Below are 18199 nucleotides of genomic sequence, written 5' to 3' on the forward strand. Positions count from 1 at the left end.
CCTTTGGACAATCCTGCCTCGCCTCAAGCACGAACGAAGGGCGAAAGGATGGCGGAACCGTCATCAAGCCGTCTTGTCCCCAGCCGGCCGGAAGGACTCATACAGGAGACCCAGGACGCCGACAACGATCGCCACATCGGCGATGTTGAAGATATACCAGCTGAAACTGCCCCAGTGAAAATGCACGAAATCGACGACGGCGCCGTACCAGGCCCGGTCCAGCCCGTTGCCCAGCGCGCCGCCGATGATCAGCGCCAGGCTGAAGACGGTGAAGCGCGCCTCGCTGCGCCACATCCAGCGCCAGAGCCAGATGGCGGCGACGAAGGAGACGACCACCAGGAACCAGCGGCCGATATCCGTTCCCTGCTGGAACAGCCCATAGGAGATGCCGCGGTTCCAGGCGAGCACGATCGTCAGGAACGGCGCGAGATCGAACGGGCCGTTCTCGGCGAGGCCGACCCCGTAGAGCAGCCAGCATTTCAGGATCTGATCGGCCACGAAGACGATCAGGACCGTGGCGAGGCCGAGGCGGCGGGCTGGCGTCATCAGGCGCCTACCCCGAGTTCCCTGAGCGCCTTGGCGTCGCGCGGCGTCACCTGCGGATAGGCGGGATCAGCCGTCTTCGGATCGAAATACTTCCAGGACCGGGCGCATTTGATGCCGTCGGCGCGATGCGGCACCACCGCGACGCCGGGCACATCCGCGAGGCGGAAGGCCTCTTCCGGTCCCTCGCCGCTCTCGATGCGGATGCCGGAGGTGATGCTGACCTCGGCCAGGTCGATTCCCGACAGCGCGGCCATGAGGTCCGGATCGGCGACGAAGACCTGCGGCGCGGCCTCGAGCGACGAGCCGATGCGCTTGGCGGCACGCTCCAGCTCCAGCGCACCGGTGACGACGCGGCGCACGCGGCGGATCTTGCTCCAGCGCTCGGCCAGCTCGGGATCGAGCCAGGTTTCCGGCGCCTCGACGAAAAGCTCGAGATGTACCGAACCATCTTCAGCCTTCACCTGCGGATAGCGCTCCAGCCAGGCTTCCTCGGCGGTGAAGACCAGGATCGGCGCGAGCCAGGTCGTCAGGCAGCGGAAGAGATGGTCGACGACGGTGAGCGCGCTCCGGCGGACATGGCTCGACCGGGGATCGCAGTAGAGCGCGTCCTTGCGCACGTCGAAATAGAAGGCCGACAGCTCGGTGTTCATGAACTGCGAGAGCAGGAACACCACCTTCTTGTAGTCGTAGGTCCGATAGGCCTCCATCACCTGCGGACCGAGCTCGGCGAGACGGTGCAGCATCAGCCGCTCCAGCTCCGGCATGGTCTGCGGATCGGCGACGCGGACATCCTCGCTGAAATGCGCGAGCGTGCCGAGCATCCAGCGCTGGGTGTTGCGCAGCTTGCGATAGGTCTCGACGAAGGTCTTGAGGATCTCCTTGCCGATGCGCAGATCGTCCGAATAATCAGCCGCCGCGACCCAGAGGCGCAGGATATCGGCGCCGGAATCCTGGATGACCGTCTGGGGCGCGGTGACGTTGCCCTTCGACTTCGACATCTTCTCGCCCTTCTCGTCCAGGCAGAAGCCATGGGTCAGGACGACGTCGAAGGGGGCCCGGCCGCGCGTGCCGCAGCTTTCGAGCAGGCTCGAATGGAACCAGCCGCGATGCTGGTCCGAGCCTTCGAGATACATCACACGATCCTTGCCGCCATCGACGACGCGATGGGTCTTGAGGTCGGCGCGCTTCTCCAGGGTGAAGGCATGTGTCGAGCCTGAATCGAACCAGACGTCGAGCACGTCGGTGACGCGCTCATACCTGGCCGGATCGTAGCCGAAGGGTCTGAGGAAGCGGGCGCCGTCCGTGTCGGTGAACCACGCATCGGCGCCCTCGGCCTCGAAGGCTGCCGCGATCGCCGCGTTGACCTTGGCGTCGAGGAGGATTTCCTTCGTCTCCTTCTCGACGAAGACGGTGATCGGCACGCCCCAGGCGCGCTGGCGCGAGACCACCCAGTCGGGGCGGTTGGCGATCATGCCGGTGATGCGGTTCTCGCCCACGGCCGGGACCCATTCGGTCTCCTTGATCGCCTTCAGGGCGCGGTTGCGCAGCGTGTCGGCATTGCCGCCGGCGACAGGCTTGGGATCGGCCGCATCCGGCGCGCCGGCCTCGCCGATCGGCTTGTCCATGGCGATGAACCATTGCGGCGTGTTGCGGAAGATCACCGGCTTCTTCGAGCGCCAGGAATGCGGGTACTGATGCTTCAGCCGGCCGCGCGCGACGATGGTGCCGGCCTCGACCAGCGCCTTGATGACGACGTCGTTGGCGTTGCCCTTCTCGCCCTTGTCGGTGATGACCTGGGCGCCTTCGAAGCCCGGGGCATCCTTGGTGAAGCGCCCGTCCTCATCGACGGTGTAGGGGATGCGGGTCTCGATCTCGCGCTCGTGAAGCTGGCGGCCATTGGCCATCCAGATGTCGAAGTCCTCGCGGCCATGGCCCGGCGCGGTGTGGACGAAGCCCGTGCCGGCATCGTCGGTGACATGATCGCCGTCGAGCAGCGGCACGTCGAAATCATAGCCGCGGCCGCGCAGCGGATGGGCGGCGGTCAGGCCGGCAAGGTGCTCGGCCGGGACATCGGCGACCAGTTCAAAGGCCTCGACCTTGGCCGCCTTGAAAACGCTCTCGGCGAGGTTTTTGGCGAGGACATAGGTCGCGCCGGTCTTGGCCCAGTTGTTCTCGGGCGCAGCGGTGACGCGATAGAGGCCATAGGCGATCCTGTTGTGGAAGGAGATCGCGCGGTTGCCCGGGATCGTCCAGGGCGTGGTCGTCCAGATGACGATGGAAGCGCCCGCGAGCGGCGCCGGAGCATTCAGCACCGGAAACGCGACATAGACCGTGTCGCTCGTATGTTCTTCGTATTCGACCTCAGCCTCGGCGAGCGCCGTCTTCTCGACCACCGACCACATCACCGGCTTGGAGCCGCGATAGAGCTGGCCGGTCTCGGCGAATTTCATGATCTCGCGGGCGATCTGCGCCTCGGCGGGATAGGCCATGGTGAGATAGGGATCGTCCCAGTCGCCCTCGACGCCGAGGCGCTTGAACTCCTTGCGCTGGACATCGACCCAGTGTTCGGCGAAGGCGCGGCATTCCCTGCGGAACTCGACAACCGGGACGTCGTCCTTGTTCAGCCCCTTGGCGCGGTACTGCTCCTCGATCTTCCACTCGATCGGCAGGCCGTGGCAGTCCCAGCCCGGCACGTAGTTCGAGTCGTGGCCGAGCATCTGCTGCGAGCGCGTGACCAAGTCCTTCAGCACCTTGTTGAGCGCATGGCCGATATGGATGTTGCCGTTGGCATAGGGCGGGCCGTCATGCAGGACGAAACGGTCCCGCCCCTGGCCTGCCTCGCGCAGCTTGCGGTAGAGATCGATCCTCGCCCAGCGGGCGAGCAGCTCCGGCTCACGCTGCGGCAGGCCGGCGCGCATCGGGAACTCGGTCTGTGGCAGGAAGAGCGTCTGTGAATAGTCGACGCCGTCGGCGGCTGCGGCGTTCGCGGTCTTGGTGCTGTCGGTCATGGTGCGGCTCGGACAATCGGGACGGCGGGCCTGTCGTCGGGCCCCGGCGCATCCGCATTTGAAACGGGAAAAGCGGTCTTCAACCCGGACTGCGCAAGCGCCCGCACCTGTCTAGTGCGAGGCGGCAGCCGGGCCCGTAATTCGCCGGGACAGATCGATCAGCAGAGCGCGTTCGGCGGGCATGAGGGGCTTCTAGCAGGCGAGCATCACGGAAGGAAGGGCGGCGTCTTCGCCAGGATGTCGCGCGCACGGGCGGAATCGGCATCCATCTGAGCGATCAGCGCCGCGAGCGAATCGAACTTCTCCTCGCCGCGCAGCCACTCGACGAAGGCGACGTCGACACGCTTGCCGTAGAGATCGCCCGAAAAATCGAAGACGAAGGTCTCCAGCCGCGGCGCGCCGTCGTCGAAGGTCGGACGGCGGCCGAAGCTGGCGACGCCATCATGCCAGGCGCCGTCGATCCGCATCCGCACGGCATAGATGCCGTGGCGCAGCCGGCAATCGCGGGCAAGCTGCATATTGGCGGTGGGATAGCCGAGGTCGCGGCCGCGCTTGTCGCCGTGGGTGACGAGCCCGCGCACGGTCCAGGGCCGGCCGAGGAAGGCGGCGGCCCGGGCGACATCCCCTTCCTCCAGAGCCGTACGGACCAGCGTCGAGGAGACGGGCTCGCCCTGCCAGGAAAACGGCGGGACGACGGCGACGGGAACGCGGACCGCGAGGCCATGGGCCTGCAGCATCTCGGGCGAGCCGGTGCGGCCCTTGCCGAAGTGGAAATCGTAGCCGCAGACGAGCCCCCGCGCGCCCAGTCGGGCGATGAGCAGATCGTCGACAAAGCGTTCCGCGGGGATCGCGGCGACATCGCGATCGAACGGCAGCACGAAGACCTGGGCGAAGCCTGCCTCCGCCAGCCCTTCGAGCTTGAGCTGCGGCGAGGTCAGCCGGAAGACCGGCTCCTCCGGCCGGAAGACGCTGCGCGGATGCGGCTCGAAGGTGAAGGCGGCCGGCCTGGTGCCGAGATCATGCGCCATGGCACCGGCCACCCGCGCCAGCTCGGCATGGCCGCGATGCACGCCGTCGAAATTGCCGAGCGCCAGCACGGCGCCGCGCAGGCTGTCGGGGATGGGCTTGTCGAGGTCGAGGACCACGGCCGCCGGCTCTGGGCGCGGCGGCGCATCGGCTTGGGATGGCATCGATCGAGAATGTCCACTTGCCCGGACAGGCGGGCGACGCTCGTGTTTGCGGCCAAGGCCGGCGGGGCGTCAAGGCCGCAGGCCGGTCGGGGGGCTCAGGGGCGGGCCTTCGGCGGCATCGCAACCCAGGCCTCGCCTTCCATCACCGCCTTGCCGTCGACCAGGCACTCGCAGAAGAAGCGGGCCCGGCGCCGCTCCGCCACCAGCTCGACGACCTCGACGCGGGCCGTGACGACGTCTCCGATCTTCACCGGGGCGAGAAAGGTCAGCGTCTGCGAGAGATAGACGGCGCCGGGGCCGGGCAGGCGCGTGCCAAGCAGCGCCGAGACCAGGCTTGCGGTCAGCATGCCATGGGCGATGCGCTGGCCGAACTTGGTATTGGCCGCGAACTGGTCGCAGAGATGGATCGGGTTGGCATCGCCGGACAGCTCGGCGAAAAGTGCCACGTCTCGCTCCATCACCGTGCGCATCAGGCTTTCGCGCTGGCCGACCGCCAGATCCTCGAAAGCATGAACCGTGTAGAGCGTCCCGGGCATCGGCTGAACCGTCATTGAGTCTCTCGCGGCGCTGGCAGTCCCCGCCCCCGGCCTCGACTTACCGATCATTTCGCAATCGCACAAAGGCGGCAATTGGACTTTGGTGCGGCGCAGCACATGCCGCTGCGTCACTTCGCGATCGAATTAACGGCTTTGCAATACGCCGCGGCTATCACGGAGCACGAGTGGAGGCCGCCCTGAACGGGCGGCGTGGCGCGGGTATGTTCCGGCGCCGCAACCGCCATGCCTGGAGCGTCTCAATGGCTCTCGATCCGTCAATGCCGATCCTCGTCGTCGATGATTACCAGACGATGATCCGGATCATCCGGAACCTTCTGAAGCAGCTCGGCTTCGAGAACGTCGACGACGCCGCAGACGGCTCGGCGGCGATCGAGAAGATGCGCGACAAGAAGTACGGGCTGGTCATTTCCGACTGGAACATGGAGCCGATGAGCGGCTTCGAGCTCCTGCAGCGCGTCCGCGACGAGGACAAGCTGGCCACAACGCCGTTCATCATCGTCACGGCCGAATCGAAGACCGAGAACGTCATCGCCGCGAAGAAGGCCGGCGTCAGCAACTACATCGTCAAGCCGTTCAACGCACAGACGCTGAAGACCAAGATCGAATCGGTCTGCGCCGCCTGAGACGGGGCCTTCGGGCCCCGGCCCTCCCCGGGGCGGCGGCCCCGCCCATCGGTGACCGCTCGCTCCTCACCAGACCAGATGCGGAATGGCGTAGTCCGGGCGATGCGTCTGCCGGCCGAACCAGCCGTGCCGCTCCTCCCAGGAGGCCTGCATCAGGTCCTGGGCATGGATGCCCGCCAGCACCATGATGCCGGCGGCCCCGAACCCGGCGGCCCCGGCGATATCGGTGCGGATCGCGTCGCCGATCGCGCAGATCCGGTCGCGTGCGACCGCCGAACCGCGTTTCTCCTCCGCAATGGCGAGTGCCATCTCGTAGATCGGCCGGTGCGGCTTGCCGGCATAGATCACGCTTCCGCCGATCTCCTCATAGGCCAGCGCGACCGATCCGGCGCAGGGCACGATCTGACCGCCGCGCTCGACCACCAGGTCGGGGTTCGCGCAAATCATGGTCAGCCGGCGTGCGGCAAAGCCCTCGAGCAGGTCCGCGTAGGTCGCCGGGGTATCGGTCTCGTCGTCGAACAGCCCGGTGCAGAGCACGTAGGACGCCTCATCGGCGCGCGTCTCGGGCGCATCGAGCCCGGCGATGAGCGGCAGGTCGCGGTCGGGCCCGAGCCGGAACATCGGCTGGCCGGCACGCGCCTCGATCAACGAGCGGCAGACATCGCCGGAGGTGACGATCGCATCCCAGGCGGCGGGCGGCACGCCGAAGCCGTCGAGCTGGCGGGCGATCAGATCGCGCGGCCTCGGCGCATTCGTCATCAGCACGACGCTGGTGCCGCGCTCGCGCATCCTCACCAGCGCATCGACCGCGTCGGGAAAGGCGGCCACGCCGTTATGGACCACGCCCCAGACGTCGCAGAAGCACAGGTCGAAGCGATCGGCGATCTCCGAAAACCCCGGAAGGGCGGCGACCGGTTCGGCGTCCGTCAGCGGCAAGGCGTTTCTCCACGAATGAGGGCGGATGGCGGAGGCTTGCTCTAGACGGGATTCGCCCGGCACGGAACCCTGGTCGGGTCCGTCCATGCGCTGCACGCCGGCTCAGGCGCTGGCGCGCCTCAGCACCGCCCGGAAGGGCAGCCTTTCCGGCATCGGGGCCGGCTCCGCCGGGGCGGAGGCAGCCGGCTGCGGATAGTCCAGCACCTCCGCGGACGGCATCGGCGCGGCAGGCTCCGGCCGGGCGGGCGCGGCCGGCGCGGGCTCGGCGAAAACATCCGGCTTCACCGGGCGCGGCGGCGAGAAGGCATTGCCCTGCCCCATGCCGGCACCGAACTCGATCATATCGGCCGCGGCCGGATTGTCTTCGACGGCCTCGGCGACCAGCGTGATCGAGGCCCGGGTGAGCATCGCCGCGAGATCGCCGGCAGCAATGTCGCTCGCCACGCGCCCATCGGCATGGGCTTCGAGAAGCGCCGCCTTGATCTTGACGAAGCGGACGCCGCGGTCGAACAGCGAACGTGGATCGAGGCGCAGATCGACGACCTGATCGAGCGCGAACCGCACGCCATTCGCCGACATCGCCCCGAGCAGGCCGAGGCTCGTCGGATCGAGCGAGCGAAACACAGCCTGCGGCATCTCGATGACGAGGCGGCCGATATGGTCGCGATAGCGATCGAGAATGCGCGTCAAAGCCGCCAATGCCCGCGACGAATTCCAGGTTGCGGCGCTGAAATTGCAGGAGACGAAGACGTCGCCCTCTTTCGAGGCGAGATGGCGGGCGATCGCCAGCGCGCGGGTCAGGACGAGCGCATCGAGCGTCGGCCCGAAGCCGCGCTCCTCGACCACGTCGAGGAATTCATGCGACATCAGCAGCGTGTTCTCGTCGATCCGCAGGCTGGGCAAGGCCTCGTAGCCGCGCGTCCGGCGCTGCGGCAGCGAGACGATCGGCTGCAGCTGCACCTCGACCCGCCCCTCGCCGAGTGCCTCGCCGACGAGCCGGGCGCGCTCGGCTTCCGCCTTCTCGCGTGCGGCAGCGGCCGCCGCCGCCCGCTCGGCCGCGAGCTTCTCGGCATGCTCCCGGCGGGCCGCCTCGGGATCCAGCCGGACTTCGGGAGCGATGCTCGCCGTCTGTGGCGCAGGGGGGACCGCGGGCGGCAGGCGCGTCAGCTTCTCGTCATGGTCGGCGAGCGTCGTCGCGACCTGGTGAATCAGATCGCCGAGCAGCCCCACCTCGGCCGTCAATTCATTGATGGCGGCCCTGGCCGGAGCGGCATCGACGTCGCGCATCGGCATGAGCTCGATCCGCTGCGAGAGCGCGTCGATCCGGATCGCGCCGGTCGCCAGCCGCACCTTGACCTCGCCCAGCCCCGCCAGCAGCAGCTCGCGATGTGCGGCATTCCGGCGTTCCAGCGTCCAGACGCTGGCCGCCACTCCGAGACCGGAGGCCAGGAGCCCCAGCGCCGTACCCAGGGCACCGGGCAGCAGAATGGCCACGACGGCGCCGGCCGAGACGCCGGTCACGGCGCCGGCGAGAGGGTGCAGGGCTTTCAGGCGCACAGGAGCCAAGGCAGCGCTCGCGCGTCGGGGTTAATCGGGAAAAGCGAACGAATCACAACGCTGCGCGTGAGAATACGCGCCGACGCGGCGACAAGCGAGCGATACCACGCACGCGACTCCTTGCGTGTCAGAACAAGGCGCCCGGGCCGCTGCGCCAAGAGCAGGACGCAAGAGGCATGGGGGCAGGAGGCGCTATCGGCTGCCCAGGCCGAGATCGCCGAGCATCCGCTGCACCACCTCCTCGGCAAAGCCCTTCCGGGAGAGGTAGTCGCGCGGATCCGACTGGAATCGCGGGGAGCGCTCCTTCAGCGCCCGCAGCGCCGCGTCGCGCTTGGCGACGTCGTTGTTGCTGCCGGCTTGCAACGCCTGCCCGAGCAGGCTGAGCGGGGTGGTGTCGGCGGCGAGCACGGCAGCATAGGTTTCGGAGAGGCGCCTCGCGCCGGTCAGATAGGCCGCCACATAGGTATAGAAATCATACCAGGGGGGCCGGCCGGGGCTGATCGAGATCGCCCGCTCCAACAAGGGCAGCCCTTCGGCCGGACGATTGAGCCGAACATAGAGCGAGCCGAGATCGGCCATGATGTCGGGATCGTAGGGGTTGCGGTTCAGCGCCTCGCGCCCCGCCTTGATCGCATCGCCGACCGTCCCGCGCAGGAACAGGACATCCATCATCGCCTGCTGCGCCCGGGCACCCGACGGCGCGAGCTGCATCGCGACCAAAGCCGAAGAGAGGGCGCGGTCCAGCGCCGCGCGCCGGTCCACATCCGCGCCCGACGCGACTTCGTTGGCACCGAGCATCGCGAGCTGGGCCCAGGCGGGATAGAATTCCGGATCGCGCTGCACGAGCTGCTCGAGGCACTGGCGGGCCGCCGCGCGCCGCTCCGCCGTCATGAAGCGACGGTAGTCGAAAGCCTGGAAGACGCACTGCATCGCGGAAGACGAGGCGTTCTGCCGAAAATCGGCGTGGATGATGCCGAACGGCTCCGCCAGGCGCGTTCCGATCCGGCGGCCGACATCGACGAGGTCCTGATCCTGCAGGAAGGCATCGGCCGGACGGCTTGCGGAAGCCGTCCACACGATGCGCCCATCCTTCGAGCGCAGGCGGCCGAAGCCCTCGAGCACGCCGTCCGTCGAGACGACGCTGATCTCGAAGACGTAATCGGCGCCCTCCGGCGCGGGTTCGCCGGGCGCGGGCGCCTTGATCACGAAGAGGTCGTCGAACCGCGCCATCACGTCGACGAACACCTCCGAGATGCGGCGGAGCGCGTCGGCGGTCTTGGCATCCTCCGGAATCCGCGGCATCACGATGGCTACCACGACCGGCTGGGTCGGGAGGGACGGACGTTCCTGCACCACCGTCGGCGGAGGAACCGGCGAGGGACTGCTCTGCGTCGTGTAGCGCTCGTCGAGCGGCTGCAGATACCAGGCGAACAGGGCGATGAGCGACAGGGCCAGGGCCGCCAGAGCAGCCTGAAGCCAGCGTCGGGCGGCCGGGTCGGGCTCGGGCGCCTCCCCGGCGTCAGGCTCGACGTCCTCTTCGACGGGCTCCACCGGCTCCGGCGCCCCGAATTCGAAGGCCGGAACATAGCCGCCGACCGGCATCGACACGCGCACCGGGTCGAGCCGCCCCTCGCCGGCATAATACTGCGTCAGGGCGCGACGCAGCCGGCCGGCCTCGACCCGCACGATCGGATCGATCTGCGGATCGAATTCGGACGGACGCCCGAGCGCCTCCACGGCAATGGTGTAGCCTTTCAGCTCGGCGCTGCGGCCCTCGATCGCCCGCTCGACGACGAAGCTCAGGAAGGCCGAAAGCTGAGGCGCGGCGCTGAAGGCATCGGATGCGAGGATACGCGCGAGCCCGGCACGAAGCGACACGGCGGCCTCTTCGTCCAGCCGTGCGTTGTCTTCGGCACTATCGCCCATCGGGGTCCATTCAGTTCACGCCCCTATGGGCAGATTACGCCATCGCTGACGTGGCGTCACGTTGCAATTCCGACATGCACATTCGCCAGCGGACGCAGCCATGACGCGGTTCGGCGCGATTTACACGCTGCATCGACCTGCTAGGTTGAACGAACGTTAATTCACAGGACGCCGTGATGACCGCCGCCGCCCCCATCGCCACACCGAACGATCTCGAAGCCTTCTGGATGCCGTTCACACCGAACCGGTCGTTCAAGAAGAATCCCCGCATGATCGCCCGGGCCGAGGGCATGTACTACTATACGCCGGAGAACAGGCCCGTCATGGACGGCACGGCCGGGCTGTGGTGCTGCAATGCCGGCCATGCGCGCGAGCCCATCATCCAGGCGATCCAGGCGCAGGCGCGCGACCTCGACTACGCTCCCTCCTTCCAGTACGGCCATCCCAAGGTCTTCGCCGCCGCCGCCCGCATCGCAGCGCTGGCGCCGGGCGATCTCGACCATGTCTTCTTCGCCGGCTCCGGCTCGGAAGCGGCCGACTCGGCGCTCAAGATCGCGCTGGCCTACTGGAACGTCTCGGGCAAGGCTTCGAAGACCCGGCTGATCGGCCGCGAGCGCGGCTATCACGGCGTCGGCTTCGGCGGCATCTCTGTCGGCGGCATGTCGAACAACCGCAAGTTCTTCGGCTCGCTGCTCACCGGCGTCGACCACCTGCCCCATACCTATGACCGCGAGAAGCAGGCCTTCAGCAAGGGCGAGCCGGAATACGGCGCGCATTTCGCCGACGAGCTGGAACGCCTGGTGGCGCTGCACGACGCCTCGACCATCGCCGCCGTGATCGTCGAACCGATGGCGGGCTCAACCGGCGCACTGCCGCCCCCGAAGGGCTATCTCAAGCGGCTGCGCGAGATCTGCGACAAGCACGGCATCCTGCTGATCTTCGACGAGGTCATCACCGGCTTCGGGCGTCTCGGGTTCGCCTTCGCCGCCGAGCGCTACGGCGTGATCCCGGACATGATCACCTTTGCCAAGGGCGTGACCTCCGGCACCGTGCCGATGGGCGGCGTGATCGTGCGCAAGCACATCTACGACGCCTTCATGGGCGGCCCCGACAACGTCATCGAGCTGTTCCACGGCTACACCTATTCCGGCCATCCGCTGGCGGCGGCCGCGGCGCTCGCCTCGCTCGACATCTACCGCGACGAAGGGCTGTTCGAGCGAGCCCGCGCCATGGAAGGCGCCTTCGCCGACGCGGTGATGAGCCTCAGGGGCGAGCCGAACGTCGTCGACATCCGCACGCTCGGCATGGTCGGCGCCGTCGACCTCGCATCGCGCGCCGACGGAGCCGGCAAGCGCGGCTACGAGGCGATCGAGCGCGCCTTCCACGAGGAAGGGCTGATGATCCGCACCGCCGCCGACACGATCGCCTTCTCCCCGCCGCTGATCATCACGGAGGCGCAGGTGGAGGAACTGGTCGGCAAGCTGCGCCGGGTGATCCGGTCGGTTGCGAACTGAGGCCCGCTGCTTCGATGGCCCGTGTTGAGAGCATTGAGATGGGCTCGTCAGAAGGAGCCCTTCACCCAAGCACTGTCCGTGCACGGGTGAAAATTTTTGGAGATGGAACCAAAGGCCCCATCATCCAGATCGATACATTTGGCTCTGCGGATCGCGAAATTCCCGGAAAGCTCAGTCAGACGATCCAATTCGACAGAGATACTGGCCAACAGCTGCTAGCGATCCTTCAGCGGACATACGGAAACAAGTAAGTAGCGGCTTGCGACCGCCCTACACCCGCCGCAGCTTGTTGTAGCGGGCGATCAACCTATCGCGCTTGAGCCGCGAGAGGCGATCGATCCAGAAGACGCCGTCGAGCTGGTCGATCTCGTGCTGATGGCAGACGGAAAGCAGGCCCTCCGCCTCCTCGACCTGCTCTGCCCCGTCGAGATCGCGGTAGCGCACCCGCACGCGGGCATGGCGTTCGATCTCATCGGTCACGCCCGGCATCGAGACGCTGCCCTCGACGTGGCGGATAGTCTCGCGCGAGACCGAGTCCAGTACGGGATTGACGTAGGTCCGTACGCTGCCCGGCACCAGCTCCAGCACCACCAGCCGCAGCGAAACACCGATATGCGGCGCGGTGATGCCGATGCCGGGCGCTTCCCGCATCGTGTCGAGCAGATCGGCCGCAAGCTCGCGCAGATCGGCATCGAAGCGCGTGACGGGTGCCGCCGCCACGCGCAGGCGCGGATCGGGAAAGCTCAGGATCGGCCGCGACGGCATAGGCTTGTTCCGACTTCCTGCTTGCATCCCCGATTCCGAGCTTCACGGAACCGGCCCCTCCGGCAAACCGCTTCCCGATGTTATCCGGAAGCGCATCATGCGATCGAACGGCGACAGGCGCCTCGCGAGCCTGCCGCCGATTCGACGGCGAGCCTACTTCGTGGTGTAGCCGCCATTCACGAGGATGGTCTGGCCGGTCATCCACCAGCCGTCCGAGACGAGGAAGCGAATCCAGGGCACGATGTCCTGGATATCGGTCAGGCCCGTCTTCGAGAAGGGCGAGAGCGCGGCGGCACTCTTGTGATAGGCGACCGCATCGGCCCCTTCCGCGGGGTAGAAGAACGGCGTGTCCATCGGGCCAGGGCCGATGGCGGTGACCGAGATTCCCCGCGCGCCGAATTCCTTCGAGGCGGCGCGGGTATAATGCTCGACCGGGGCCTTGGTGCCGGCATAGCTCGCATAGAACGGCGTGAAGGCGCCGAGCAGCGAAGTCACCAGCGTGCAGACCTTGCCGTTGTCGCTGACCTGCCTGCCGGCCTCCTTGAGGAAGAAGAACGCCGTCTTCGAGTTGACCGCGCTCATCTCGTCGAACTCGGCCTCGCTGATCTCGACCATCGGCTTCTTCAGCACCTTGCCGACCGTGTTGACCGCGATGTCGATCGAGCCCATCGCCGCCTTGGCTTCGGTGAAGAGCTTCTCCATGGCGGAAGCCGAGGTCAGGTCGGCCTGGAAGGCGAAGGCATCCGCGCCGGCCGCCTTGATCGCGGCCATGGTCTTTTCGGCCTCGGCCTTGGCCGGAGCGCTGTTGTAGTGGATCGCGACGGCCTTCGCGCCCTGCGCCGCCAGGTCCTTCGCCAGCAGGCCGCCGAGATTCTTGGCGCCGCCGGCGATCAGAACCGTCTTACCCTTGATGCCGTGGTCGGCCATCGCATGCTCCTGTTCGCCTGGAATCGATGGCGACAAGATATCGTCTCAAAATCGGCTATAAAGATTTCGATTATGACATCACTGGTCAGATATTTCGAACAATCTGGAGTGCCGATTTGGACCGCATCGACCTCTTTCGCATCTACGCCCGCGTCGTCGAATGCGAGAGCTTCACCCAGGCGGCCAAAGCGCTGGGACTGCCGCGCTCCTCGGTCTCGGCGGCGGTCGCCGCGCTGGAGCAACGGATCGGCACCCGGCTGCTCCAGCGCACGACGCGGCGCGTCTCGGCGACACCGGACGGCGCGGCCTTCTACGAGCATTGCTCCCGACTCGTGGCCGATGTCGAGGAGACCGAGGCGTTGTTCCGCCACAGCGCCGCAAGCCCGGCCGGACGGCTCAGGATCGACGTGCCCGGCCGGATCGGGCGCCTGATCATCGCGCCGGCCCTGCCCGATTTCCTCGCCCGCTATCCCGAGATCGATATCGATCTCAGCGTCACCGACCGGGCGGCCAACCTGATCGAGGACGGCATCGATTGCGTGCTGCGCGTCGGCCCCTTGAGCGATTCAGGGCTGATCGCGCGCTCGGTCGGGGAGTTGCCACTGATCAATGTCGCCAGCCCCGGCTATCTTGCGGCGCATGGCGTGCCGACGCATCCCGGCGAACTCGATGGGCACAGGGCTGTCAACTACGCCTCGCCGTCGACGGGGCGGATCGAGCCCTGGGAATGGCTGGAGGACGGTACGCTTCATGGCCGCGCCCTGCCCGGCCGCGTCACCGTCAACAGTGCGGAAGCCTATATCGCCTGCTGCCTCGCCGGGCTCGGCCTGATCCAGATCCCGGCTTATGACGTCGCCGAGCATCTCGCGGCGGCCGAGCTCGTCGAGGTCATGCCCCGCCACCGGGCTGCGCCGATGCCGATGACCCTGCTCTATCCCCACCGCCGGCACCTCTCGCGCCGGCTGCAGGTCCTCGCGGACTGGCTCGTGGCGCTGCTGCGCACGCGGCTGGCGAACTGAACCCTGGGGCACTGCCACGTTTCTCCGAAACGCGTCAGTGCTCCAGACCTTTGTTTTATCGCATTTTCTTCACGCGAACCGGTATCCACTTCGCTCGAAAATGCTCTGGCTCAGGCCGCCTGCTTCTCGGCCGTGCCGTAGAAGCTCTCGCCGGTCTTGGCCATGCGCTTCAGCAGCCGATTCGGCTTGAAGCGCTGGCCATGGGCCTTGGCCAGCTTCTCGCAGAGCTTCACGAAGGCCGCCGCGCCCATGTTGTCGATATAGGACAACGTGCCGCCCGAGTAAGGCGCGAAGCCGAAGCCGATGATCGAGCCGACATCCGCCTCGCGCGGATCGGTGACGACGCCTTCCTCATAGGTCTTCGCGGCTTCGAGCGCCTGCGTCACCAGGAGGCGATGCTTCAGCTCCTCCATGTCGACGCTCTCGGGATCGAGCCGCTTGCCGACGAGATCGGCAAGGCCCGGCCAGAGCCGCTTCGGCCCGGCTTCCGGATAGTCGTAGAAGCCCTTGCGGTTCTTGCGGCCGAGGCGGCCATGCTTCTCGACCATGTCGGCGAGCAGCTTCTCCTGCGCCGGATCGACCGCGCCTTCGCCGAGCTGGGCCTTGGTCGCCTTCAGCACCTTGTAGGCGAGATCGACGGCGACCTCGTCATTGAGCGAGAGCGGCCCGACCGGCATGCCGGCCTGCTTGCCGGCGGCCTCGATCATCGCCGGCGGCACGCCTTCCATCAGCATGAGGTGGCCTTCGCGGATATAGTTGCCGACGCAGCGATTGGCGTAGAAGCCACGGGTGTCGTTGACGACGATCGGCGTCTTCTTGATGGCGCGGACGAAGTCCAGCGCCATGGCGAGCGCCTTCTTGCCGGTCTTCTTGGCCATGATGACCTCGACCAGCAGCATCTTCTCGACCGGCGAGAAGAAATGGATGCCGATGAAGTTCTTCGGGCGCTGGCTGGTCTCGGCGAGGCCGGTGATCGGCAGCGTCGAGGTGTTGGAGCCGAAGATGGTGCGCGGGCCGACCACGGCCTCGACCTTGGCGATGACCTCGGCCTTGACCTTCGGGTCTTCGAAGACGGCCTCGACGATCAGGTCGCAGCCCTTGAGATCGGCGTAATCGGCGGAGGCCTTGATGCGGCCGAGCAGCGCGTCGCGGTCGGCGGTCTTGGCGCGGCCCTTCATGATCTGGTCGGAGACCAGCTTGTGCGAATAGGCCTTGCCCTTCTCGGCCGCCTCGATGTCCTTGTCGACCAGCACGACCTCCAGGCCGGCATTCGCCGTGACATAGGCGATGCCGGCGCCCATGAAGCCCGCGCCGATGACGCCGACCTTCTTGAGCTTGGACGGCGGCACGTCGGCCGGGCGGCGGGCACCCTTGTTCAGCTCCTGCATCGAGACGAAGAGCGAGCGGATCATCGAGGCCGCCTCCTTCGTCCTGAGGATCTTGGCGAAGTAGCGGCTCTCGACCTTGAGGCCGAGATCGATCGGGAGTTGCAAGCCCTCATAGACAGCCGAGAGGATGGCGCGGGCGGCCGGGTAGTTGTCGTTGGTCTCGCGGCGATAGATCGCGTTGGCCGGCGGCCAGATCTGCATGCCGGCCGGCGAATGCACCTTGTTCGAGGGCAGCTTGAAGCCCTTCTGGTCCCAGGGCTGCGTTGCCTGCGGATTGGCCTTGAGCCAATCCTTGGCGTTCTGGACGATGTCGGCGCGCGGCGCGACCGCATGGACGAGGCCGGAATTGCGCGCCGGCAGCGCCTTCACCTGCTCGCCCTTGAACATCATCTGGAGCGCGTCGCCGGTCTGCATCAGGCGCGAAACGCGCTGGGTGCCGCCGGCGCCGGGGAAGAGCCCGACCTTGATCTCGGGCAGGCCGACCCGGGTCGAGGCATCGTCCGAAACGACGCGATACTGGCAGGCGAGCGAGAGTTCGAAGGCCCCGCCGAGGCAGACGCCGTTGATCGCCGCGGCGAAGGGTTTTCCGCAGGTTTCGAGCTTGCGGTAGAGCAGAGAGAGCTTGCGGCTCTCGTCGAAGAAGCTCTGCATCGCGACCGCCTCGCCCTTCTCCCTGGCGAGCTTCACATAGAGATCGCGCAGGCCCTGGAGCATGGTGAGATCGGCACCGCCGGAGAAGCTCTCCTTGCCGGATGTGATGACGCAGCCCTTGATGGCTTCATCGCCCGCGACCTTGTCGACGATCTGGTTCAGCTCTTCCATCACCTCGGGGGTGATGACGTTCATCGAGCGGCCCGGCATGTCCCAGGTCGCGACGGCGATGCCGTCGGCGTCGGTCTCGAAGCGGAAATTGGTGAGGTTCATGATCTCTCTCCCTGCCCTTCCGCTCAGACGCGCTCGATGATGGTGGCGACGCCCATGCCGACGGCGACGCAGAGCGTCACCAGCGCGGTCTGCTTGTCCTGCCGCTCCAGCTCGTCGAGCACGGTGCCGAGCACCATCGCGCCGGTCGCGCCGAGCGGATGGCCCATGGCGATGGCGCCGCCGTTGACGTTCAGGATGGCGTCGTCGATGTCGAGCGCCTGCTGGTAGCGCAGCACAACCGAGGAGAAGGCCTCGTTCAATTCGAAGAGGTCGATGTCCTTGACGGACATGCCGGCCTTTTTCAGCACGCGCTCGGTGACGTCGACCGGGCCGGTCAGCATCAGCGCGAGATCGGAGCCGACCGTGGCGAAGGCCTTGATGCGGGCGCGCGGCTTCAGGCCCGCGGCCTTGCCAGCCTTCTTCGAACCGACGAGCACGGCGGCGGCGCCGTCGACGATGCCGGACGAGTTGCCGGCATGGTGGACATGGTTGACGAACTCGACATCGGGATGCGCGGCGGTCGCGACCGCATCGAAGCCACCCATCTCGCCCATCTGGACGAAGGAGGGCTTCAGCGCGGCCAGCGCCTGCATGTCGGTGCCCGGCCGGATCGTCTCGTCGCGGTCGAGGATGGTGAGCCCGTTGACGTCGGTGACCGGGATGACCGAGCGCTTGAAGCGCCCCTCCTCCCAGGCCTTGGCGGCGCGCTGGTGCGAGCGCACGGCGAAGGCGTCGACATCATCACGCGAGAAGCCATATTTGGTCGCGATCAAATCGGCCGAGACGCCCTGCGGCATGAAATAGGTGTCGATGGCCACGCTGGGGTCGACCGCGATGCCGAAGCCCGAGGCGCCCATGCCGATGCGCGACATCGACTCGACGCCGCCTCCGATCGCCATCTCCTTCTGGCCGGACATGACCTGCGCCGCGGCGAGATTCACCGCGTCGAGGCCCGAGGCGCAGAAGCGGTTGATCTGCACGCCCGGCACCTCCTTGCCGTAGCCCGCCTTGAGCGCGACGGTGCGGGCGATGTCGGCGCCGGCCTCGCCGACCGGATCGACGCAGCCCATCACCACGTCCTCGACGAGGAGCGGGTCGAGATCGTTGCGGTCCTTGATGGCGCGAAGCGCCTGGGTGCCGAGCTCGATCGCGGTCACTTCGTGAAGCGAGCCGTCGGCCTTGCCCTTGCCGCGCGGTGTGCGGACGTGGTCGTAGATGAATGCGTCTGCCATTTGGTGGCCTCCCGGGAGCGCCGTCGGGCGGCGCGTTCTGGTGCCGGACGTCATGGTCGGGCTTGACCCGACCATCTCGTCATCCAG

14 protein-coding genes are annotated in these 18199 nt (G+C 67.2%); 3 read left to right on the forward strand and 11 right to left on the reverse strand.

Annotated features, from left to right (window positions below; all coding sequences use genetic code 11):
- Nucleotides 1-63 precede the first annotated feature (63 nt).
- The 4 genes from lspA to BGO20_RS13315 form a co-directional block, all read right to left on the reverse strand.
- Nucleotides 64-546, reverse strand: coding sequence for a signal peptidase II (gene lspA, locus BGO20_RS13300; RefSeq protein WP_291664141.1), 483 nt, complete (start codon nucleotides 544-546; stop codon nucleotides 64-66).
- On the reverse strand, nucleotides 546-3554 hold the full coding sequence (gene ileS, locus BGO20_RS13305; protein WP_291664140.1) for an isoleucine--tRNA ligase: 3009 nt from the start codon (nucleotides 3552-3554) through the stop codon (nucleotides 546-548). The genes lspA and ileS overlap by 1 nt, the downstream gene beginning before the upstream one ends.
- 206 nt (nucleotides 3555-3760) lie before the next feature.
- Nucleotides 3761-4744 (reverse strand): bifunctional riboflavin kinase/FAD synthetase, encoded by a 984-nt coding sequence (locus tag BGO20_RS13310; RefSeq protein WP_291664139.1) that lies wholly within the window; start codon nucleotides 4742-4744, stop codon nucleotides 3761-3763.
- Between the two features lie 95 nt (nucleotides 4745-4839).
- The gene (locus tag BGO20_RS13315; RefSeq protein ID WP_291664138.1) at nucleotides 4840-5295 is read right to left on the reverse strand and encodes a MaoC family dehydratase; all 456 of its coding nucleotides are present in this window, start codon (nucleotides 5293-5295) and stop codon (nucleotides 4840-4842) included.
- A gap of 245 nt (nucleotides 5296-5540) precedes the next feature.
- Here BGO20_RS13315 and BGO20_RS13320 point away from each other — a divergent pair, with 245 nt between their 5' ends.
- Entirely contained in the window at nucleotides 5541-5924 is a 384-nt protein-coding gene (locus BGO20_RS13320; RefSeq protein ID WP_291664137.1) for a response regulator, read from the forward strand.
- Nucleotides 5925-5990: 66 nt separating this feature from the next.
- Here the strand turns inward: BGO20_RS13320 and BGO20_RS13325 are convergent, their stop codons facing one another.
- The 3 genes from BGO20_RS13325 to BGO20_RS13335 form a co-directional block, all read right to left on the reverse strand.
- On the reverse strand, nucleotides 5991-6860 hold the full coding sequence (locus tag BGO20_RS13325; RefSeq protein ID WP_291664136.1) for a TIGR01459 family HAD-type hydrolase: 870 nt from the start codon (nucleotides 6858-6860) through the stop codon (nucleotides 5991-5993).
- 102 nt (nucleotides 6861-6962) lie between these two features.
- Nucleotides 6963-8417: an EAL domain-containing protein gene (locus BGO20_RS13330; protein WP_291664191.1), complete on the reverse strand. Its 1455-nt coding sequence runs from the start codon at nucleotides 8415-8417 to the stop codon at nucleotides 6963-6965.
- Nucleotides 8418-8609: 192 nt separating this feature from the next.
- Complete coding sequence (locus BGO20_RS13335; protein ID WP_291664135.1) at nucleotides 8610-10295, reverse strand: tetratricopeptide repeat protein; 1686 nt, start codon at nucleotides 10293-10295, stop codon at nucleotides 8610-8612.
- Nucleotides 10296-10519: 224 nt separating this feature from the next.
- Between BGO20_RS13335 and aptA the strand changes: the two genes are divergently transcribed.
- A complete protein-coding gene (aptA, locus tag BGO20_RS13340; RefSeq protein ID WP_291664134.1) occupies nucleotides 10520-11857 on the forward strand; it encodes an omega-aminotransferase AptA in 1338 nt (445 codons plus the stop codon).
- Nucleotides 11858-12127: 270 nt separating this feature from the next.
- On the opposite strand, the gene BGO20_RS13345 is transcribed toward aptA, so the two are convergent.
- Nucleotides 12128-12622 carry a peptide deformylase gene (locus tag BGO20_RS13345; protein ID WP_291664133.1) on the reverse strand — a complete coding sequence of 165 codons (495 nt, stop codon included), beginning with the start codon at nucleotides 12620-12622 and terminating at the stop codon, nucleotides 12128-12130.
- Between the two features lie 153 nt (nucleotides 12623-12775).
- Nucleotides 12776-13549 (reverse strand): SDR family oxidoreductase, encoded by a 774-nt coding sequence (locus BGO20_RS13350; RefSeq protein WP_291664132.1) that lies wholly within the window; start codon nucleotides 13547-13549, stop codon nucleotides 12776-12778.
- A gap of 116 nt (nucleotides 13550-13665) precedes the next feature.
- On the opposite strand from BGO20_RS13350, the gene BGO20_RS13355 reads away from it, so the two are divergent.
- Nucleotides 13666-14568 (forward strand): LysR family transcriptional regulator, encoded by a 903-nt coding sequence (locus BGO20_RS13355; RefSeq protein WP_291664131.1) that lies wholly within the window; start codon nucleotides 13666-13668, stop codon nucleotides 14566-14568.
- A 110-nt stretch (nucleotides 14569-14678) separates the two neighbouring features.
- On the opposite strand, the gene BGO20_RS13360 is transcribed toward BGO20_RS13355, so the two are convergent.
- Together BGO20_RS13360 and BGO20_RS13365 are read right to left on the reverse strand one after the other, a co-directional pair.
- Nucleotides 14679-16880: a 3-hydroxyacyl-CoA dehydrogenase NAD-binding domain-containing protein gene (locus tag BGO20_RS13360; RefSeq protein WP_291664130.1), complete on the reverse strand. Its 2202-nt coding sequence runs from the start codon at nucleotides 16878-16880 to the stop codon at nucleotides 14679-14681.
- A gap of 23 nt (nucleotides 16881-16903) precedes the next feature.
- Nucleotides 16904-18112 carry an acetyl-CoA C-acetyltransferase gene (locus BGO20_RS13365; RefSeq protein ID WP_291664129.1) on the reverse strand — a complete coding sequence of 403 codons (1209 nt, stop codon included), beginning with the start codon at nucleotides 18110-18112 and terminating at the stop codon, nucleotides 16904-16906.
- Nucleotides 18113-18199 lie beyond the last annotated feature (87 nt).

Source organism: Allobosea sp. 67-29, from assembly GCF_001898115.1.
Classification (GTDB): Bacteria; Pseudomonadota; Alphaproteobacteria; order Rhizobiales; family Beijerinckiaceae; genus Allobosea.